The 19820-nt window shown below is 58.5% G+C and carries 16 protein-coding genes; 12 read left to right on the top strand and 4 right to left on the bottom strand.

The genetic code is table 11. The annotated features are described in order from the left end of the window. Window positions 1-80: 80 nt before the first annotated feature. The 3 genes from VG146_11435 to VG146_11425 are packed head-to-tail and all read left to right on the top strand — an operon-like array spanning window position 81 to window position 6375. Window positions 81-3215, top strand: coding sequence for a PSD1 and planctomycete cytochrome C domain-containing protein (locus tag VG146_11435; GenBank protein ID HEV2392960.1), 3135 nt, complete (start codon window positions 81-83; stop codon window positions 3213-3215). Window positions 3216-3223: 8 nt separating this feature from the next. Then, window positions 3224-4702: a DUF1501 domain-containing protein gene (locus VG146_11430; GenBank protein HEV2392959.1), complete on the top strand. Its 1479-nt coding sequence runs from the start codon at window positions 3224-3226 to the stop codon at window positions 4700-4702. After that, window positions 4699-6375 (top strand): c-type cytochrome domain-containing protein, encoded by a 1677-nt coding sequence (locus VG146_11425; GenBank protein ID HEV2392958.1) that lies wholly within the window; start codon window positions 4699-4701, stop codon window positions 6373-6375. The genes VG146_11430 and VG146_11425 overlap by 4 nt, the downstream gene beginning before the upstream one ends. 268 nt (window positions 6376-6643) lie before the next feature. Here VG146_11425 and VG146_11420 read toward each other — a convergent pair whose 3' ends face one another. Beyond that, the gene (locus tag VG146_11420) at window positions 6644-7432 is read right to left on the bottom strand and encodes a hypothetical protein (GenBank protein HEV2392957.1); all 789 of its coding nucleotides are present in this window, start codon (window positions 7430-7432) and stop codon (window positions 6644-6646) included. Window positions 7433-7605: 173 nt separating this feature from the next. Here VG146_11420 and VG146_11415 point away from each other — a divergent pair, with 173 nt between their 5' ends. The 5 genes from VG146_11415 to VG146_11395 all read left to right on the top strand — a co-directional run bounded on the left by VG146_11415 (window position 7606) and on the right by VG146_11395 (window position 11648). After that, a complete protein-coding gene (locus VG146_11415; GenBank protein HEV2392956.1) occupies window positions 7606-8001 on the top strand; it encodes a VOC family protein in 396 nt (131 codons plus the stop codon). Further along, window positions 8001-8408: a hypothetical protein gene (locus VG146_11410; protein ID HEV2392955.1), complete on the top strand. Its 408-nt coding sequence runs from the start codon at window positions 8001-8003 to the stop codon at window positions 8406-8408. The genes VG146_11415 and VG146_11410 overlap by 1 nt, the downstream gene beginning before the upstream one ends. 83 nt (window positions 8409-8491) lie before the next feature. Further along, the gene (locus VG146_11405) at window positions 8492-9730 is read left to right on the top strand and encodes an NAD(P)/FAD-dependent oxidoreductase (protein HEV2392954.1); all 1239 of its coding nucleotides are present in this window, start codon (window positions 8492-8494) and stop codon (window positions 9728-9730) included. Window positions 9731-9972: 242 nt separating this feature from the next. Next, entirely contained in the window at window positions 9973-11025 is a 1053-nt protein-coding gene (locus VG146_11400) for a fatty acid desaturase (GenBank protein ID HEV2392953.1), read from the top strand. A 215-nt stretch (window positions 11026-11240) separates the two neighbouring features. Continuing rightward, a complete protein-coding gene (locus tag VG146_11395; protein ID HEV2392952.1) occupies window positions 11241-11648 on the top strand; it encodes a hypothetical protein in 408 nt (135 codons plus the stop codon). Window positions 11649-11751: 103 nt separating this feature from the next. Here the strand turns inward: VG146_11395 and lpxD are convergent, their stop codons facing one another. Together lpxD and VG146_11385 are read right to left on the bottom strand one after the other, a co-directional pair. Then, window positions 11752-12780 (bottom strand): UDP-3-O-(3-hydroxymyristoyl)glucosamine N-acyltransferase, encoded by a 1029-nt coding sequence (lpxD, locus tag VG146_11390; protein HEV2392951.1) that lies wholly within the window; start codon window positions 12778-12780, stop codon window positions 11752-11754. A gap of 31 nt (window positions 12781-12811) precedes the next feature. Further along, window positions 12812-13846 carry a fatty acid desaturase gene (locus tag VG146_11385; protein HEV2392950.1) on the bottom strand — a complete coding sequence of 345 codons (1035 nt, stop codon included), beginning with the start codon at window positions 13844-13846 and terminating at the stop codon, window positions 12812-12814. 602 nt (window positions 13847-14448) lie between these two features. Here VG146_11385 and rpsJ point away from each other — a divergent pair. The 4 genes from rpsJ to rplW all read left to right on the top strand — a co-directional run bounded on the left by rpsJ (window position 14449) and on the right by rplW (window position 16484). Beyond that, window positions 14449-14757, top strand: coding sequence for a 30S ribosomal protein S10 (rpsJ, locus tag VG146_11380; protein HEV2392949.1), 309 nt, complete (start codon window positions 14449-14451; stop codon window positions 14755-14757). Between the two features lie 90 nt (window positions 14758-14847). Continuing rightward, window positions 14848-15540 carry a 50S ribosomal protein L3 gene (rplC, locus tag VG146_11375; GenBank protein HEV2392948.1) on the top strand — a complete coding sequence of 231 codons (693 nt, stop codon included), beginning with the start codon at window positions 14848-14850 and terminating at the stop codon, window positions 15538-15540. 33 nt (window positions 15541-15573) lie between these two features. Continuing rightward, on the top strand, window positions 15574-16206 hold the full coding sequence (rplD, locus tag VG146_11370; GenBank protein ID HEV2392947.1) for a 50S ribosomal protein L4: 633 nt from the start codon (window positions 15574-15576) through the stop codon (window positions 16204-16206). Continuing rightward, complete coding sequence (gene rplW, locus VG146_11365; GenBank protein ID HEV2392946.1) at window positions 16203-16484, top strand: 50S ribosomal protein L23; 282 nt, start codon at window positions 16203-16205, stop codon at window positions 16482-16484. The genes rplD and rplW overlap by 4 nt, the downstream gene beginning before the upstream one ends. Window positions 16485-16493: 9 nt before the next feature. Here rplW and VG146_11360 read toward each other — a convergent pair whose 3' ends face one another. Continuing rightward, window positions 16494-19628, bottom strand: coding sequence for a malectin domain-containing carbohydrate-binding protein (locus VG146_11360; GenBank protein HEV2392945.1), 3135 nt, complete (start codon window positions 19626-19628; stop codon window positions 16494-16496). Between the last annotated feature and the right edge of the window lie 192 nt (window positions 19629-19820).

Below are 19820 nucleotides of genomic sequence, written 5' to 3'. Positions count from 1 at the left end.
TTATGTTTATGCGACATTAAGCAGCTTTTCGCCTTCAAAAAGGCGTGTGCGAGCTTCTGGTATCGAGAGGGACTGGTTGTGTGAAGGTACAAACGTCACGCCGAGGCCAATGCGCGTTGCTGGGACTGTTGCCGGCATTGGCGTTGTTTTGGCTGGCTTCCAGCCAGGCCGCTCAAAGCGCTGTCCTGTTCAACCGCGACATCCGGCCGATCCTTTCCGATAACTGCCTCACGTGCCATGGCCGGGACGCCAGCAAGCGCAAAGCCGAGCTTCGCCTTGACCTGCCCGAAAGCGCCACCGCTGTCCGCAAAGGACACCAGGCGATTAAACCCGGCGACCTCCAAGGCAGCGATTTGTGGCGCCGCATCAATTCCACCGAACCTAAAGTCCAAATGCCTCCGCCCGAAGCCAGAAGGAGATTGGCCCCCGACCAAATTGCGCTGCTCCGCCAATGGATTCTCGATGGAGCGGTTTATCAGAAGCATTGGGCCTTCGTAGCCCCAGTCCGGCCCGAACTGCCGGCAGTGAAGAGAACCGACTGGCCGCGCAACGATGTGGATCGCTTTATCCTGGCCGAACTCGAAGCCAAGCATTTAGGGCCATCGCCCGAGGCTTCCAAAGAAACCCTCGTGCGCCGGGTGACACTAGACCTGACTGGCCTGCCGCCGACGCTGTCTGAGGTCGATGCCTTTCTGGCCGATAAGCGGCCAGATGCCTATGAGCGGCTGGTGGACAGTTTGCTCGATTCGCCGCACTACGGCGAAAACATGGCCCGCTACTGGCTGGACCTTGCACGCTACGGTGACACCCACGGGCTGCATCTTGATAACGAGCGTTCGCTATGGCCTTACCGGGATTGGGTCGTGAAGGCCTTCAACCGCAATATGCCATTCGACCAGTTCACCGTCTGGCAATTGGCCGGGGACCTCCTGCCCAACGCGACGCCCGAGCAAAAAGTTGCATCCGGCTTTAACCGCTGCAACGTCTCGACCAGCGAAGGCGGGGCCATCGATGAGGAATTCCAGGTGCGCTACGCCGTCGATCGGGTCGAGACCACCGCCACGACCTGGATGGGCCTGACCATGGGCTGCGCTGTTTGCCATGATCACAAGTTCGATCCCATCTCGCAAAAGGAGTTCTACGAAGTGTTTTCCATCTTTAATAACATCTCCGAAAAGGCCATGGATGGAAACGCCCTGCTCCCTCCGCCTTCAATGAAATTGCCTTCGGCTGAACAAGAGAAGGAATTGAATGAATTCGACGCCCACATAGCCGAACTCAAAGCCAAGATGAAGGACCTCGTCGCCGCAATGGACTACGTCGATCCGGCCACGTTGACGAATGCCGCTAAAACCGCGCCTGAGGAGATCGTTTGGGTGGACGATGATTTTCCCAAAGGCGCCGAGGTGACGATTCAAGAGGGCAACAAAGGTGAACAATGGGTCACGAAGGATAAAGGCCAGGTATTCAGCGGCCAGCGGGCGCTACGGCGCACCGGCGCAGGAACTCACCAGGTCTATTTCAGCAAATGCGACCAACCACTGGCCATCGGCCCGGGGGACAAGTGGTTTGCCAATGTTTATCTCGATCCGAAGGACCCGCCCAAGGCCATCATGCTCCAATATCACACCGATGATTGGCATTATCGGTCCAACTGGGGCGATGAGGACGCCATTCCTTTTGGTACCAAAAACTCGCCAGACAAGGTCCAGGCGGGCACCTTGCCCGAAACCGGGAAATGGGCGCGATTGGAAATCGACGCAGCGGCTCTCGGCTTGCAACCCGGCGCGGAGGTTACCGGCATGGCGTTCACTCAATTCGGCGGCACTGTCTATTGGGACAAGGCGGGGCTTGTTTCTGCGCACGACCCGGCGCAGGACCCGAAGGTCTCGCTGGCAGCCTGGGAAAAAATCCAACGCGAGAAAGGAGACCATGCCGATGTGCCTGATAAAATCAAACACCTGCTGAAAAAGAAACCCGGCAGCCTGCACGAGGACGCGCGCAAGGAATTGCGGGACTATTATCTGGCCGAGGTGTATACCGACCCTAAATCCGAGCTTGCGCCTCTTCGCGAGGCGGTGAAATCCGCACAGGAAAAACGCGACACCATCGAAGCCAAGGTCCCCGCCACCATGATCTCTGAGGAACTGGCAAAGCCGCGTCCGGCCTGGATTTTGGTCCGGGGCCAGTATGACAAACACGGCGAGCCGGTCGGCCCGGGTGTTCCGGCATTCTTACCGCCACTGCCTCCTTCCGAAGAAAACAACCGCCTCACTTTCGCGCGGTGGCTGGTCGATGCGAAGCACCCGTTGACGGCCCGCGTGACGGTCAATCGTTTTTGGCAACAGTTCTTTGGTGTGGGCATAGTAAAGACCTCGGAGGACTTTGGCACCAAGGGCGAATGGCCATCGCATCCCGAGTTGCTGGATTGGCTCGCCACCGAATTCATGGCTTCTCATTGGGACGTAAAACACATGGTCCGGGTCATGGTCACCTCAGCCACTTACCGCCAGGATTCGAAGGTGACACCGCAGTTGGTCCAACTCGACCCTGAAAACCGGCTGCTGGCCCGCGGCCCGCGGCATCGGCTTGATGCCGAGGTGCTGCGAGACTACGCCTTGGATGTGAGTGGCCTGCTGAATCTGAAGATAGGCGGGCGCGGTGTGCGTCCCTATCAACCCAGGGGCATTTGGGAAGCGGTCGGTTACACCACCAGCAATACCGCCAAATACACCCAGGACCACGGTGACGCGCTCTATCGGCGCAGCCTGTACCTCTTTTGGAAACGCACCGCTCCGCCTCCGGCGATGATTACCTTCGATGCGCCTTCCCGTGAAAAGTGCTGGGCGCGCCGGGAACGGACCGACACACCTCTGCAGGCGCTGGTTACTATGAATGACACGGCGTTTTTCGAGGCGGCCCGCAACTTGGGCTACCGCATGTTGCACGAAGGGGGGGCCGACGATGCTGAGCGGCTCATGTACGGTTTCAGGCTGGTTACCTCGCGCCCGCCAGCGGGGAACGAGTGTGAGGTGCTCAAGGAAGACCTGGCAGCGCAACGCGCCCATTTCGAGGCGGACCCCGCCGCTGCCAGGAAGGTCATCGGGGTTGGCGAATCGCCGGTGCCAGCCGGCGTGCCGGCGCCCGACCTGGCCGCCTATACCATGGTCGCCAACCTCCTGCTCAACCTGGATGAGACAGTAACTTTGAACTGAAAGGCATTATGCAACCATTTGGAAACCTAGAGGGGCATCTTACCCGCCGCATGTTCTTCAAGAGCACTGGTCTGGCAGCAGGCCGCATCGCCCTGGCCTCGCTCATGTTCCCGGACTTGTTCAAAGCCAATGCTGCTCCGCTCCCCACGGCCCGCTCGCATCCGGCTTTGCCGGGACTGCCCCACTTTGCGCCTAAAGCCCGCCGATTGATCTACCTGTTCATGAATGGCGCGCCATCGCAGATTGATCTTTGGGACTACAAACCCAACCTGAAGGCAATGTTCGACGCCGACCTGCCCGATTCCATCCGCAACGGCCAGCGGTTGACCACGATGACCTCCGGTCAAAAACGCTTTCCAATCGCCCCATCGATTTACAAATTTGCCCCGCACGGTAAATGCGGCACCATGGTCAGCGAACTGCTCCCGCACACGGCGCAGGTTGTGGACGAACTGGCCGTCATCCGCACCGTTTATACCGAGGCAATTAATCACGACCCTGCCTCCACATACATCCTGACCGGCAACCAAATCCCGGGCAAACCCAGCATTGGGGCCTGGCTTTCCTACGGGCTAGGCAGCGAAGCGGACGATTTGCCCGCGTTCGTGGTCATGACACCCCGCTGGTCCGCCAAACGCGATGCCCAGGCCCTTTACCAACGGCTCTGGGGCTCGGGCTTCCTGCCCTCCCGCCATCAGGGTGTTGCCTTGCGCGCTAACGGCGACCCGGTGCTCTATTTGAATAACCCTGCAGGAGTGGACTCGGCAACCCGCCGCACGATGCTGGATGATTTGGCTAAACTGAATCAAACCGGGTTTCAACGCTCGGGTGACCCGGAAATAGAAACCCGCATCGCTCAATATGAAATGGCCTTCCGGATGCAGACCTCAATCCCGGGGCTGGTTGATATTTCCAGCGAGCCAAAATCGGTCCTCGATCTGTACGGACCCGAGGTAACCCAGCCCGGCACCTTCGCAGCCAGCGCGCTGCTGGCCCGCCGCCTCATTGAGCGCGGCGTGCGCGTGGTCCAACTGCTCCATCGCGAATGGGACCATCACGGGGACCTGCCCCGCGACCTGCCGTTGCAATGCCGCGACATCGACCAGGCCTGCAGGGGTCTCATTCTCGACCTTAAACAACGCGGGTTGCTCGATGAAACCCTAATCGTTTGGGGCGGCGAGTTCGGACGCACCGTCTATTGCCAGGGCGAGCTGCGCCAGGATAACTATGGGCGCGACCATCATCCGCGCTGTTACACGATGTGGATGGCCGGCGGCGGGGTCCAGGGCGGCCTTGTCTATGGCGAAACCGACGATTTCAGCTATAATATCGTCCGCGACCCGGTGCATATCCGTGACATTAATGCGACAATTCTACACCAAATGGGCATCGACCATAACCGCCTGACATATAATTTCCAGGGGCTGGACCAGAAACTCGTCGGGACGGAAGCGCCCGCAACGCCTGTGAAAGGAATTCTGGCGTGAGCGGCCCGCCAGAGATCGTCCTGTTCCTGGGGCGACTGCACGTGCTGCTGATCCATCTGCCGATTGCGCTGGTATTGCTGCTGGCCACGCTCGAATTGTTGGCACGCTTCCCCCGATTCCGTCACGCCAACGCCAACACCGGCTTAATCCTGGCGCTGGCCATACCGGCGGCTGTCTTCACCGCCCTCTGCGGCTGGATGCTTTCGCTGGCCGGCGGCTACCCCGCGCACTTGCTGCAATGGCACAAATGGACCGGCATCAGCACGGCCGCAATCGTCGTCGTGGCGGGTGTGCTCTACCGGCTCGAACTCAAGACAGCCTTTCGCTGGTGCCTTTTCATCTCAACCGGCGCCCTCATTTTGGCCAGCCACTTTGGCGGCTCACTCACCCATGGCAGCGATTACCTGGTCCGTTATGCGCCGCGCCCGTTCCGCAATTGGCTGGGGGCGGGCTCCCAGGTCCATCCAGCTCCACCCGCTCAACCGCCTGTCAGCACGAAGCCGCCGGCTGAGGCGCAGGTCTTTTCTGAAGTCGTTCAACCCATCCTGCAAAAGGATTGTGTCTCGTGCCATGGCCCCAGCAAAGCCAAAGGCAAGCTGCGCCTGGATTCTTTCGCGGCTGTTCTTAAGGGCGGGGGCTCAGGACCTGCCTTGGTGCCGGGAAAAGCCGGCAATAGCGAGATGATTAAACGGCTGCGGCTCGATTTAGGCGAAGACGACCACATGCCGCCAAAAGACAAGCCACAACCCACATCAGGGGACATCACGCTGCTGGCTTGGTGGATTGATGCGGGCGCGTCCGGCGATAAGAAAGTGGGCGAGCTCAAGCCGCCGCTCGCTATCACCCGCATCCTCGATTCGCGCTTCGGCGCCCTCCGGCACCTTGCTAAAGCAGTGCCGCCCAAACCGCTCAAAGACATCTTGCCGCTGGCGTCGAGCCTCAGCGATGATTTGCACATCGTCGTCATGGCCCTTTCACAGAAGGACGCCTGGCTTGAGTGCAACGCCGGTGTCGCCGGAACCAGCTTCGGCGATGCCCAATTGGCGCGCCTGGCCCCTCTTGGACCCAACCTGCGCTGGCTGGACCTGGGCGGCACCGCGGTAACCGATGCCGGCTTGGCCCAATTGGAAACCATGCCCAACCTCAGCCGCCTTCACCTGGAACGCACAGCGATCACCGACAAGGCCCTGGCCCATGTCAGCAGCCTGGCCAATCTCGAGTACCTCAATCTCTACGCAACGGCAGTTACTGACGCCGGCCTGAGAGGGCTTGAACAAATGCCCCGATTGAAACAGGTTTATCTTTGGGAAACCAAGGTCACCTCCACGGGAGCCACTGAATTCACCGCCGCACGGACGGATACCGAGCAACTGGACAAATGGCAGCAGGAAATCGAGCAACTCAAAGCCAAAATCCGGGATGCGCAAATTTCCGTGGACCTGGGGACCAGCCTCGCCAATGCCGCGCCAACCAATCAGACCCCGATCAACACGATGTGCCCCGTCTCAGGCAAACCCATCGACCCCAGCAAGACCTTTGTTTATGAGGGCCGCCTGATTGCCTTTTGCTGCAATGATTGCAAAGCGAAATTCGAGCAAGACCCGAAGGCTTTCCTGGCTAAATTGAACCTGACGGTAACCAACACGTTGGCATCAGGTCCGAAGGCGCCTTGAATCCAGGTCGTTGGGGCATTGTTGTAACAGAGCGAGTGGCCCTGCGCTCAGAAGGCATCTTTAACCGGTTCACCTCACCCCGGGCGCTGCCCGGGGCTGGTGTGAAAGACGCCGCTGGTGTCAGGCGTTTCGACCCTAGTCCGGCGAAGAACATCAGAAGGCGACTGATGTGATGAGCAGAAAGATGTGGGCAAGGGAAGCCTGTTACGGGGTCCTCCTCTCAGCGTCGGCCGGGCGTGCAACTGGACCTTGGGGTAACGCCCGGACCTCAGGCCACGCGGCGGTGCCGGAGCAGTGGGAGAAAACCCAAAGCCAGGAGAGCCAAAACGGAGGGCTCAGGGACCGGTGCAATGCTGAGGTTTCCGAAGACCGCCTGCCCCGAGGAGCCTGGGGCACTGCCACTATTTCCGATTTGGTAATAGCCCCCAACGGTATCGCCGGCCAGACTGCCACTCCAGTCCTGGACCGGGCTAAAGATATTACCGCTGCCGTTATTGACCCAAAACTGGAAGGCATTCTGGCTCTTCGCCGCGTCGAAGAAATATGTCATTCCCAAAGTAACCGTACTACCCGCGGTGTAGGTCAATCCCGAGTTCCAGAAGCCGGTTCCGCCGAACATGCCCAAAAAGCCGCTATTGGGATCAGCCAGGAACTGCAAATCGCCGCCGCCAAAGGTGCTATTGGCGTTGGGTATAATGAAGCCCGCCTCGTTATCAACGGCGGTGGTCCCCGAAACGTTTAGGGTAATGGTAGCCGTAAAGTGATCATTGGCCCCGAAGGTGTAGGCGCTGGACCCGTTGTTATTCGAGAACTGCCAGAGATCGCGGTCCAAGCCGCCCGACGTCGCGCGCCAGGCCCCGGACTCGCCCAGCGTAATGGCAGTAGGATAGTTGTTTATGTAAGTCCCCGTCGCGCTGGTCATATCATTGAAAAAGCGCGGGGTGACTACGGCGGAATTGATTGAACTGATTTGCGCCTGGGCTTGAGCTCCTAACCCGAAGGCAACCAAGGCCAAAGCGACGCGGCTTAACATATGGGGGGAGAATTGCGTTTTCATGTTGGAAGGGTTAATCGGCAACGGGTTCATATACCCAAGTATGCAAAAAGCGGACCAAGTGTCAAGTGGGAAGTATAAAAATTTTTATACTTATTGCGGCAAGTGTCACCAAGCCGGCGTGACGAAAGATGGAAAAATTGCAACTATTCTCGAGTTTTGTTAATCTCTTCACAATGCATCCACAGCCTCTGATTTGCGTGAGTGATGTCGAGGCCAGCAGCCGCTGGTACCAACGGCTGCTGGGTTGTCAGAGCGCCCATGGCGGTTCCGAGTATGAGCGGCTCGTCTGGCGCGGGCGGTTGGTTTTGCAATTGCACCGGTGGGAGGTCGGGCACCATCACGGCCCCATCGGCAACCCAAAAGCCAAGCCCTACGGGAACGGCGTGCTGCTGTGGTTCGAGATCGACGACTTCGACGCGGCGGTTGCGCGTGCTGAGGAAATGAAAGCCGAGGTTGTCTTGGCACGACACGTTCATCCTTGCGCAAAGCATTGGGAGGTCTGGTTGCGCGATGCGGAGGGTTACACCATTGTGCTTTCCAGTCCGGACGGCTCAGCGGGCGAGGCCTGATGAATAGACGGCCCTACTCGATTACGATTGTTGGCTGGCTGTTCATTGGGGTTGGGGGCATCGCGTTTTGTAGGGGCGTGCTGCCGCTGGCTCAACGCTTCACGGAATTCAAGCACGGCCCTTTTGAGTTCGGATTGATTGAGACCGTCCGGATTCTCGCCCTGATTGGCGGGGTGTTTCTGCTGCGCGGGTTCAATTGGGCGCGCTGGCTTCTTATCCTTTGGCTCGCCTTCCACGTCATCCTGAGCGCCTTTCATGCGCCCTTTCAGTTGCTCGTGCATGGCCTGCTGGCTGCCCTACTTGCTTATTTTCTATTCCGGGCCCCGGCAGCCGCCTATTTTCGAGGTGCGGGAGCCCAGCCGCCGCCTGCACGAGAGCGGGATGAGACTCCCGCGGCGCACGTGTGAAAGGGGATTGCTCAAGAGTGGCTCGTTAACTCCCTTCCTCCAAAAACTGGCGCACCTGTTTCGTCTCCTGGTAGCTTACGCGGATGAGCCAGCGGCATGTGGTGGTCGTCGGCGGCGGGGCAGCGGGCTTCTTCGCCGCCATTGTTTGCGCGGAAGCTTCTCCGAGCGCCAGAATCGCCTTGCTGGAAAAGAGTTCGCAATTCCTGTCAAAGGTGCGCATCTCAGGCGGTGGGCGTTGCAACGTCACTCATGCCTGCTTCGATGGACGGGAGCTGAGCGGGCAGTATCCACGCGGCGGCGCGGCGTTGCTGGGGCCATTCACAGTCTTTCAACCTCGCGATACCATCACCTGGTTTGAAGCCCGCGGAGTGAAGCTCAAGACCGAGCCCGATGGGCGCATGTTTCCCGCAAGCAACTCTTCGCAGACAATCCTCGACTGCTTGGTCCGAACAGCCCAGAGGGCGGGAGTGGAACTGCTTGTCAATCGCGGCGTGGACAGTGTTGCCGCGCGCAGTGGCGGCGGCTTTGCTCTGAGGCTAACCGGCGGGGAAACTCTCGATTGCCAGCGGCTCATGCTGGCCACCGGCGGCTGCCGCGGCGCTCGGGGGGGCCGGCTGGCGTGCTCTCTGGGGCACTCGCTCGAACCGCCCGTTCCCTCGCTCTTTACATTCCACATTGCATCGGACTGGTTGCGCGGCCTGGCAGGAATTTCCCTCGAATTGGCCGAAGTCTCCGTCCCCGCCGCTGGTCTGCGCGAGCGGGGTGGTCTGCTTGTCACCCACACGGGTTTGAGCGGACCTGCGATTCTTCGGCTTTCCGCCTGGGGCGCGCGGGCGCTGCACGGGATGGATTACCAATTCCCGCTGCGAGTAAACTGGGTGCCACACCTCGAGAGCGAGGCGCTGGCGGCACATCTGGACTCGCGCCGCCGCGCTCAAGGCGCCCGGCTCGTCGTCAATGCCCCGGTGGCCCCGCTGCCGGCCCGGCTCTGGGAAGTCCTCGTGCTGGCTGCTGGAATTCCCAAGACAACTCGCTGGGCGTGCCTGTCGCGCTCCGCCCGCCATCAACTGGTTCAGCAGCTCATCACCACCGAATTGCGCGCGGCCGGAAAAAGTCTCAACCAGGAGGAGTTTGTCACCTGCGGCGGAGTGCGGCTGAGCGAAGTGAATTTCAAGACGATGGAGAGCCGGTTCACGCCGGGACTTTATTTCGGCGGCGAACTGCTCGACATTGACGGCCTGACCGGCGGGTTCAATTTCCAGGCCGCCTGGACCACCGGCTGGATTGCGGGCCGGGCCATGGCCGCCCAGATTATTTCTTGAAAAAATCAGTAATGCCTCAGTGACTGCGGGGCTGCCGGCTGAAGCCGGCGTTCCGGACGCGCGGAACGCCGCCTTTAGGCGGCAGCGCCCCGCCGCCACTAACCGATTACAAAAATCACAGCCCCCACTATTGCGCTCGCCCCAATGTGGTGTAGGTTGGGTTCGTTGGGCGAGCTTCCAAGATTTGGTTTCCCAGCTTTTGGCTATCCCGCAGAGGAATGGTTATTAGAAAAGTATTTATTATGTCAAATGATTCGGTGATGGCCAAAGGAGAGCACAAAACAGCCCTTCCCAGGTGGAAAGAGATTGTGGCCAAGTATCAGCAGCCCGCGCTAGGCCGAGGGCTCTGGCAGGTTCTCAACACGTTTATTCCTTATGCGGCGCTCTGGTGGCTGATGCACCTCAGCTTGGGCATCTCGTACTGGCTTACGGCCGCGCTCGCCGTTTTGGCGGCCAGCTTCATGGTTCGGATATTTATCATTTTCCATGATTGCGGCCATGGTTCGTTTTTTAGATCGCGCAAGGCGAATAATATTCTTGGGTCCATCGCCGGCGCGTTGACCCTAACCCCCTATCGTCACTGGCTCTGGGAACACGCCCTGCACCACTCCAGCGCGGGCGACCTGGACCGGCGCGGCACCGGCGATGTTTGGACCTTAACGGTTCAGGAGTATCTCGAATCCTCGCGCTGGAAACGCTTTGCGTATCGGCTGGCCCGCAACCCCTTCATCCTGTTCGTGCTGGCGCCGCTGTTCTTATTCCTGGTTAAGCAACGATTCCCCTCGCCAAAAGCAGGCCCCCGCGAACGTCGCTCGGTCTATTGGACAAATCTCTGCCTCCTTGCAATGGGCGCGGGGCTGAGCTGTCTGTTCGGCCTTACGACATTCCTCGTGCTCCAGATGGGCATCATGGCAATCGCCGGCATGGCCGGTGTGTGGTTGTTCTATGTCCAGCATCAGTTTGAGGGTGTTTATTGGGAGCGCCGCCGGGAATGGGACTATTGTGCCGCAGCGCTTCAGGGGAGTTCCTTTTATAAACTACCCAAAGTCCTGCAATGGTTCTCTGGCAACATTGGTTTCCATCATATTCATCATTTGAGCCCTCGCATCCCCAATTACAACCTCGAAAGGTGTCACCGGGCCGAACCCTTATTTCAGACCGTTCAACCGATAACCCTATTGGCCAGCTTTAAATCATTAACATTCCGCCTCTGGGATGAGCAGCACCGGAAACTGGTCGGATTCCGCGCCCTGAAGCATGCTTTTGCCCCGGCGAGCGCGCCCAATGGCCGATAGTTTCATCAAAATCCGCAGCCGGGACGAATCATGTCGCAAAAAACAATAGTTGCGTTCCTGTCCGTCTTCCCTAGAATATCTCTGCAGTTAGGCGGCTTGCCGATCTCGAGGCAGGTAAATCTTCAATGAATTTCTGTTCAATGACGATTTGAAACCCGAACGTCGGGAACACCCTGGGAAAAGCAATCGACTTACGGCCTCCAGGGCCTTTATTTATGTCATCTGTTCCATCATCAATCGGCTCCAGCCCCTGCCAGCAGCGGTTGGAACCCGTTCTGTCCGCAGCCCGCTTCGAAGGGCTTAAGACTATTCTTGAACGCCTGACTCCCGACCGGGAGAAGCTTCTAGCCGCCATTTTGAGCGCCGAGACCTACGAGCAACTCCTGGCCAGGCTGGGCCATAGGCTCGTTCTCATTCGGCAAATCCACGTGCAGGATTGCTATACACGGCTGGGTCGCGAGGGCGGCATCAAGGCTGTGTTGCCATACCACGATATCCCGACGCAAAGCTCATTGCCCACCCTGTTGCATTTCGATGCCAGCCTGACCACTACCCCTAAAGCGGCCGCCTTTTTTGACGCCCTGCTGCGCGAACTCAAAGCGCAATTGCACGCTCAAAGCTGATTAACCGCAAGCAAACCCCTTACAGTAGGCATTGTAGGAGCCGAGTCAGGAGGCTCAATTTTCAACCGGACGACGGCTGCTGCTAGTACGTTTTCAACAGGCCTTAAGCAGCCCGGACTGTAAGCTCCCGCACCTGCTCCTCCAATTTACGCAGTCGGCGGAGCATTTCCGGCAACTGCTGGATGGCAATCATCTGACGCTTGGCCTGCCGGTCGGAACAGGCAGGGATGCCCAGCACCCGACCGCCGTCCGCCACATCGCGCATGACGCCTGATTTCGCGCCGACAATGACTTGGTTGCCCAACTTCAAGTGGTCCGCGACTCCCGATTGGGAGGCCACCACGACGTAATCGCCCAAATGGGTACTGCCCGCAAACCCGACCTGCCCCATGATCAAGCAGTGCCGTCCAATGACCACGTTGTGAGCGATATGAACCAGGTTGTCGATTTTCGTGCCTTGGCCAATGACCGTGGGTCCGAATGTGGCGCGGTCGATGGCGGCATTGGCCCCAATTTCGACGTCGTCTTGGATAATCACGTTGCCTAGCTGAAGCACTTTCCGATGGCGGCCCTCGTCGAGCACGTAGCCGAAACCGTCCGAGCCGATGACTGTGCCGGCGTGAATGCTGACGCGATTGCCGACTTGCGTCCGCCGGTACAGCACGACATTGGGAAAGAGGCACACGTCATCGCCAAGCTGGCAGTCGGCACCCAGAGAATTGCCGCCTATGAGCACGCAGCGGGCGCCCAACCGCACCCGGTCGCCCAAGACGCAGTTGGGCCCAATGTGCGCCGTGGCATCTACTCGGGCTGTTGCCGGGATAACCGCGCTGGGATGGATGCCACTGGGATGCCCCTCCGGCGGGAAAAAGAGCGGCAGCACCCTGGCCAACGCCACCCGGGGATTGAGGACACGAATCAGAACCTTGCTCGACGAAACAACGGGCCCGGCCACCAGAATCGCGGCGGCTTGGCTCTGTTCTGCCATGGCGAAGTAGGCGGCATTCTCGGCAAAAGTAAGCTCGCCCGATCTCGCGTGTTCGGCTGGGGCCAAACCCGTGAGTTGGACTGAACCATCGCCCACGATTTCGCCTTGGAGTTGCTTGGCAATTTGCGAAGCGGTGAAGAACATAAAATGTTCGTAACAGCGGTTTGCAGGTTTCCTAAGAATCGGTGCCCCGCTCGGCAAAACCCGGGGCCGGCTGCGATTGCCATTTGCGTGAGTGGAGCGCGCGGAGACTTACCATACGCTGAACGTCGGCGTCCCAAACCTTCAAGCGCAAGCAACGAAAGATTTCCCCCAGGCGCAGCGAGGTGGTTTTAGGCCTCTGCAGCTCGGGAATAGCGGCCACTACCTCGGGCAGGCGATAAAAGGGGATGCGAGAGTTGAGGTGATGAACGTGGTGGTAACCGATGTTGGCCGTGAACCACGCCATGAGCTGGCCGGTCCGCAGGTAGCTCGAGGATTCCAGCGCCGCGGTGTCGTAAGCCCAACAGGAATTGTCCCGGAACGATACGCTCGGAAAGTTGTGTTGGGCATAGAACAGATAACTGCCAATCGCGCTGGCGATGAAGTGAGGGAGGAGCAGGGTCAGCACCAGCGCAAGCCAGCCAAACCACCAGATAATCGCCGCCGCCAGCAACGTGTGAACCAGGAATGCGAGCAACCCGTCGTAGTGCTCCCGCGGTTTGGTCAGCGAGGGATAAAGACACATGCCGTATTGGAATACGAAGACATACCCGAACAAAATGGTCAGCGGATGGCGCATGAACAGGTACCTAAGGCGCTCGGCTTTGGGCGCCTTAAGAAATTGCTCCCGTGTCATGATCGGATAGGAGCCAATATGAGACCCGCGAAGCTTCGAGTTGTGGTTGTGGTGGTGGTTGTGTGAGCTTTTCCAAACGCTGCTGGGGCTCAGAATCAGAATTCCAAACACACGCATCAATCCGTCAGCGAGCCGGGAATGAGGCAATATGGCGTCGTGCTGTTGATCGTGATAGATGACGAAAAATCGAAGATACAGCAACCCGGCTAGCAGGCTGCAGAGTATCCTGCCGGCGAAATGAAAGTTCCAAAGAGTGCCCGCCAGGGCGCCCGCCAAAAGGAATGCCGTGGAAAGTAAATACGCCCAACTCCTGGCCGTCGAGTCCTTCGCGTACGGTTTGGTCGCCAGTATGAGCTCTTTGCCCGTTCTCATGCACGTATCCGTCGCTGGTTTTTAAGCATAATCCGCTGGCGCACAGCTTTGGGCCTTGCTCGAGCCCAAGTCCGCCTCTGCTGGGCTTGGCAACATCCGCAAGGCGCTTGCCTTATCGGCTACACGAGCAGCATACCTGCCGGCTCAACAATTTCCAATACCTAAATACGCACATTCGGATAATAACTTTGAGCCCTAAAGCCATAACGATTCAGTTGGAACAGGAGACAACAGGAAACGGAGGCGTGACCAGAAAGCCAAAACTGTGTCTTGCACGCTTGGGGCTGGTCACTGATGGTGAGGGGCTGTTTGTGCCTCCGTTGCCCACAAAAGTGCTTCAAAAATCTCTGTTCCCTCCGTTTCCTCCTGTTTGTTCCTGCATGTTTCCGGGTACGGAGAGTGCTGAACCGAGGAGATCGCTTTTGGCTCGCTCCAAACGGTTTCGAGCTGGGGCGCTCAGCCCGCGCGCCGCAGCCGTAAGCCGTAACGATTTTCGGAAAAACCTGTTGCGTGGGTAAAGGGGTCTGCTATATTCCGCGTTCCGTTTCCCACGCCGGGGAGCGGGCTGAAAGCAAAACCATTAACAGACAATTGTTCTTTGTATGGCTGGACAACGCATTCGCATTCGACTGAAGGCTTATGACCATCGGGTCATAGACCAATCCGCCCGCGACATCGCGGATACCGTCAAGCGCACGGGGGCGCGTGTCGCCGGGCCCATTCCACTGCCCACCCGCATCGAGCGCTTCACGGTCCTGCGCTCACCGCACTCGGATAAGAAGTCCCAGGAGACATTCGAACAACGGACCCACAAGCGGCTGATCGATATCATCGAACCCACCGCCAAGACAGTGGATGAGCTGAAAAAGCTCAATTTGCCGGCGGGTGTGGACATCACGATCAAGATTTGATTGCCGGCATGGATGGCGCCAGGGGCGCGTATCGGCGCCTTTGGGTCTTCCGGCTCGTTTAAAATTTTTAACCATCAAAATTCAGATTTTATGCCAGTAGGTCTCTTAGGGAAAAAATTGGGCCAAACGCGTGTTTATAATGCCAAAGGGGTGATCACGCCAGTCACCATTGTGCTGGCCGGGCCCAACCGGGTTTTACAATGTAAAAACCAGCAATCCGATGGCTATAATGCCGTTCAACTGGGGTTCGGCGACCAAAAAGAGCAGCGTCTTGCCAAATCTTTGCTGGGCCATATAAAGAAATTCAGCGGGACGGCAGTAAAGCGAATCCGGGAATTCCGTGATTTTTCCAAGGAAGTCAAACCGGGGGATGTGATCGGGGCCACGCTTTTTGCCCCAGGCGATTATGTGGACGCAATCGGCATTACAAAGGGGCGCGGGTTTGAAGGGGTGGTGGGGCGCCACGCCTTTGCCGGGGGCGACTCGACCCACGGGGCCAAGGGTTGGCACCGGCGGTCGGGCGCCATCGGCCAGCGGTTGTTCCCAGGCACAGTGATGCGCGGCATGAAAATGCCCGGCCACATGGGCCAAGTCCGCCGAACGGCCCAAAACCTCGAAGTTATCCAAGTGCGCGAAGCTGAAAACGTGCTGTTGATCAGAGGAGCCATTCCCGGGTCCAACGGAGATTACGTGCTCATCCGGGAGTCCAAGAAGCGGCCCAAGGGGTGGCGTCCGCATGCGGAGCGGGCGGAAAACAAGAAAGCGGAGACAAAGAAAAAGTAAGGGCGCCGCTGCGGATGATGCGGAATGCATTTTATGAAACTTACAATCAAAGACACCAAGGGAAATAACCAGGGCGAGCTGGAAGTGAAGTTCCCGCTGGTCGAGGGCGGCAAAGGGACCCAGGCGGTCCACGATACGGTGACGGCCTACCGGGCGGCGCAGCGAATGGGGACGGCCTGCACCAAAACCATGGGGGAAGTCGCCGGGTCTGGGAAAAAGCCATGGCGCCAAAAGGGAACTGGGCGCGCGCGAGCCGGGTCATTCGCCTCGCCGCTGTGGCGAGGGGGCGGAGTGGTGTTTGGTCCCAAACCGCGCGATTTCAGCAAGAAAGTTTCACGCAAAACCAGGCAACTGGCGTTGCGCAAGGCGCTTTCGGAGCGCCTGCGCGCCGGCGATGTTGTGCTGATAGATGAATTAAAACTCGAATCCGGCAAGACGAAGGATTTCGTTGGGTTGTTGGCTGCCCTGGATTTGAAGGGCAGCGCCCTGATCGTCGCCCAGGCCCCGGACAAGAACCTGACGCTAGCCTCGCGCAATGTCCGGCATGTCGCCCTGACGACCTCAGATTCGCTGAACACTTATGACCTGCTACGGCCTGATAAACTGGTCTTTACCCGCGGCGCCTTCGAGCAGGTGGATGCCCGGCTGAGCAAGGAAATAACATGAATGCCTTCGAGATAGTCAAAACGGTGCGTCTGACAGAGAAAGGGACCCGCCAGGGCGAGAAGTTCAACCAATACACGGTCGTGGCGGACCCGCGGGCCAACAAGATACAAATTCGTCAGGCCGTGCAGGACCTTTTTAAGGTCAAAGTCCTCAAAGTCAATACGCTCAACGTGCGCGGCAAATACCGCCGCCAACGCACCAAACAAGCTGGACAGACCCCCAATTGGAAGAAGGCCATCGTGACGCTCAAAAAGGGCGACAAGATCGTTCTGACCTGAACAGGTTTATTACTCCAGTATCTGAATCCCGCAGATCAACGGCTCGCCCGCAGAGCCCCGGGTGAACGCAATAACAATGTTCCCGTCGGCATCGGGGCTTACTGAGGCAACGTCTTTTACCAGGGCCTTGTCTCTGCCCGCCTCGGCGGCGATGTCCAAATCCGAAAACGCCCGGCGGCCATTGACCTCGACGTTAAACTCGCGTTCCCCCGGCGCGAGCTTCACCTCGGCAAAGTGCAATCGCACGGTATAGGAATGGCCGCGAAGCGCTGGCACCCTGTAGGTGCACGAGCCGTGCCGCTCCGTTCGATAAACAGCGGGTGGCGCGCAGTGGGGGGCCTCGGTATCAATCAGGTCTCCGGTCCCTTCTCCATCGCCGCCTTGGTAATCGCTGTCCACAACGAATTCATGTTGCGGAGTGGTCCCGAACCTGAAAAAGCCAACCTGCCCGCCGCCGCAATTGATATTCAACCACTCGCTCGCTCCCGCCGCTGCGCTCTCCGGGGCCAAAGGATGCACCTGCGCCTCGGTGTTGGGCGTGACACGGACTGAACGCCCCGAATAGGGGACTGGACGAAGAGCCACGTTCCAGCCATCCACCGCCAGGAGCGGTTCGTCGCCCTCAAGCGCTGCCAGGGGCGCCTCAATACTCACATAACGGACCTCACCGGGTAAAAGTGAAATGTAATTATCAGTATAGAACACGGGCAACACCCGTTGGCTGGAGCGGGCCTTGCGCAATTGTAAATGCGTGAGCAGCGCCACCGCATGGGAGGGATTGCGAACCGTCACGTCCAGCAGACATTTACCCCGGCTCTGGCGTTGGCCGGCTTCAACTTCAATGCCGGCAATCGGCATCGTATTCAATGCGCGGAAATTGTCCGGCTCTTCCGGACGCGCGCGCCAGTAAAAGTTTTCCGACAGCAGATGGTCCTCTGCATCCCGCAGTTCGAGCTTCACGAAATGCACATCGGATAGGCCGGCCAGAAAGGGGACCTGGCCCGCTTGGGAAGCGGCGCTTGGAGTGGCGGTCAGGGTCTCGTTCTGCAGATACTTTCGAGTGCCATCCAGATTGTAGATGGCGTTTTTGACCCGCAGCCCCTCAAGCGGGCGCGGTGTATTGTTGATGATCAGGATACGCCAATCATTCTGGTTCATCTGGATGTGGATGGGTTCGCATGCCTTGCGCGTAGCGTATAACGATGAATTGGGTTCGAGGTCATGGCTGTAAAGCTGCCAGACAAAACTCGGCTGCGCCGGGCTGCTCATCCAGGTAATCACACCCGTTTCGGGAGCAAAAAGCTTGGCGAACCGGCCCTCATACATCGCCCGAAAACATTCATAATTGGCAAGCTGCGCTTTGCGCACAAAATCAGCCAGGCTCCACGGCTGGCCGTAACGTTGGGAGATCATTATTGGATAGCGATCCCCTTGTTGAGCGCCCGAGCAAAAATCGTGCTCGGCCCAGTCGTCGTTGATCACTTCCCAATCCTTCGAGGGCATCATGCCGTGAATCGCTTCGAGCGTAGGGACCGAAATTGACCCGATTTCAGTCTTGAATGCCTCGTTGTATGTATAGAACTCGCGCGGAGTGCGCCAATGGTATGGGCCGCCGGAATTTACACCGCGGCCCGAGGTGGAACTGGGCTGATAAAGCCGGCCCGGGTCCAGCTCGTGAATGAGCGTCCGGATCCCATCGCCAATCGCCGGCGGCGGGTCGCCTTCATTGCGCGCGCACCAAAGCGCAATACTCGGATGCGTTCGGAAGCGCAGGATTTTATCTTTTACATTGGCCAGGTACAGCTCGACGTCCGGGGGGATCGGCCCATCCGCCGGGTGCGGCTCGAAAAATTCATCCCAAAGCAGAATCCCATATTGATCACACAGGTCGTACAAGTCGGCGCTGGTGCTCTGGCCGACCCAGTTGCGGATGATGGTATAGTTGGCGAGTTGGTGCATGCGCACTTGGGCATCCAGCCGCTCGCGCGGGATGCGCTTCATGGCTTCATCCATTCCCCAATCGCCACCTTTGGCGATTACTGGCACCCCGTTCACCGAAAGAGCAAGGTTGTCCGAACCGGGCAGCGAGTGACTGATCTGGCGCACACCAAAGTTCACCTGCTTTGAATCCGAAACCGCGCCCTTAATCGCAAAAGCCAGGCGCAATGTGTAAAGGTTTTGCGGCCCATAGCCGTTGGGCCACCAGAGCCGTGGGTTTTTGACGTGAAGCGCTCGCGTAATCGCTGGCGAGAAGGTCACGGTGCGCGCCTCTCTCGGCGCAAGAGAAACCGTTTGCTTGAAATGAATTTTATCTATGGCGCCGGTCAATGTGCCGTTCTGCGGAGTATCGGTGACGTTGCGAACGGTGGCTTGAACAGTCAGCTCCGCAGAGTCGGTGCGGGGCAGGGGCAATTTCGTCGTTACGTATGGGTCCTCGACCACCACCGGCCCTGTGGCGAAAAGCCGCACGTCCTGCCAAATTCCTGTGTCTCGATCGCGGATGGTAGGAATCCAATCCCAGCCAATCGAGCAGAGAAAGGTCGGCCCGTCCAGGCCCGTCACACCGCCATTGCGACCCGTGCCCGTCGCGATGGTTTTCTCGTGAGAGACCCCCGGATGCGGCTGGGGCAATACATGCACAGCCAGGCCATTGGGCGCTCCTGGAGTCACATAAGGGGTGATATCAAAAATGCCTCTGGTGAAAGCCCCTTTGATCGTCCCGGCCTGGTGGCCGTTGACCCAAACCTCCGCAATGTAGTTGATGCCATCAAAGGCCAGCCACACTTGCTTGCCCCTATAGGATTGCGGCGGCGTAAACGTGTTCCGGTACCAGTAAGTCGTCCGGCAGAGGCTGTCTGGAATCACATTGGTCCGGTTGTTTTCACCATACAATGGTTCTGGATAAATCCCGTCTAGCACCAGGCTGGTAAGAACTGTTCCAGGCACTACAGCGCGATGCCAGCTGTTGGGATGAAATTCGGGTTGGGAGAGGGCCTCGCCGCTTTGCTGGACTTGAGCGGCATCCTGGAGTTCCCAGCCGTTATTCAAGCGCAGGCTGTCGCCAGGACCCTGGCCTGAGGGGGGCGATGCCAGCAAGGAACTGACCGCTAACCAACCAAAGCTAAAAAGCGCAAAAGCTTTCAAAAATGGCTTGGATAGATTCATGGGGGTAAAAAGCAGTGGTCTGTCGTTTGAGTATCACGGCGTGGACCGGGGAACCGTCATCGATTCGTGGGCCAAGCGCCTGCAATGGAGTGCGACGGTAGAGGACATGCCGGATCGGATCAAGATTATTCAGACTTGACGCGCCCCGAGCAGTCCACTATGAACTGTTTC

This window comes from Verrucomicrobiia bacterium, from assembly GCA_035946615.1.
Lineage (GTDB): Bacteria > Verrucomicrobiota > Verrucomicrobiia > Limisphaerales > UBA8199 > DASYZB01.
Note: the sequence above shows the minus strand (reverse complement) of the source record. Positions and strands in the feature narration are given on the sequence as shown.

Excerpts from the sequence above, each read along its gene's own strand:
- VG146_11430 (HEV2392959.1), top strand. The coding sequence starts at position 3,224 with ATGCAACCATTTGGAAACCTAGAGGGGCATCTTACCCGCCGCATGTTC.
- VG146_11420 (HEV2392957.1), bottom strand. The coding sequence starts at position 7,432 with ATGAAAACGCAATTCTCCCCCCATATGTTAAGCCGCGTCGCTTTGGCC.
- VG146_11415 (HEV2392956.1), top strand. The coding sequence starts at position 7,606 with ATGCATCCACAGCCTCTGATTTGCGTGAGTGATGTCGAGGCCAGCAGC.
- VG146_11410 (HEV2392955.1), top strand. The coding sequence starts at position 8,001 with ATGAATAGACGGCCCTACTCGATTACGATTGTTGGCTGGCTGTTCATT.
- VG146_11405 (HEV2392954.1), top strand. The coding sequence starts at position 8,492 with ATGAGCCAGCGGCATGTGGTGGTCGTCGGCGGCGGGGCAGCGGGCTTC.
- VG146_11400 (HEV2392953.1), top strand. The coding sequence starts at position 9,973 with ATGTCAAATGATTCGGTGATGGCCAAAGGAGAGCACAAAACAGCCCTT.
- VG146_11395 (HEV2392952.1), top strand. The coding sequence starts at position 11,241 with ATGTCATCTGTTCCATCATCAATCGGCTCCAGCCCCTGCCAGCAGCGG.
- lpxD (HEV2392951.1), bottom strand. The coding sequence starts at position 12,780 with ATGTTCTTCACCGCTTCGCAAATTGCCAAGCAACTCCAAGGCGAAATC.
- VG146_11385 (HEV2392950.1), bottom strand. The coding sequence starts at position 13,846 with ATGAGAACGGGCAAAGAGCTCATACTGGCGACCAAACCGTACGCGAAG.
- rpsJ (HEV2392949.1), top strand. The coding sequence starts at position 14,449 with ATGGCTGGACAACGCATTCGCATTCGACTGAAGGCTTATGACCATCGG.
- rplC (HEV2392948.1), top strand. The coding sequence starts at position 14,848 with ATGCCAGTAGGTCTCTTAGGGAAAAAATTGGGCCAAACGCGTGTTTAT.
- rplD (HEV2392947.1), top strand. The coding sequence starts at position 15,574 with ATGAAACTTACAATCAAAGACACCAAGGGAAATAACCAGGGCGAGCTG.
- rplW (HEV2392946.1), top strand. The coding sequence starts at position 16,203 with ATGAATGCCTTCGAGATAGTCAAAACGGTGCGTCTGACAGAGAAAGGG.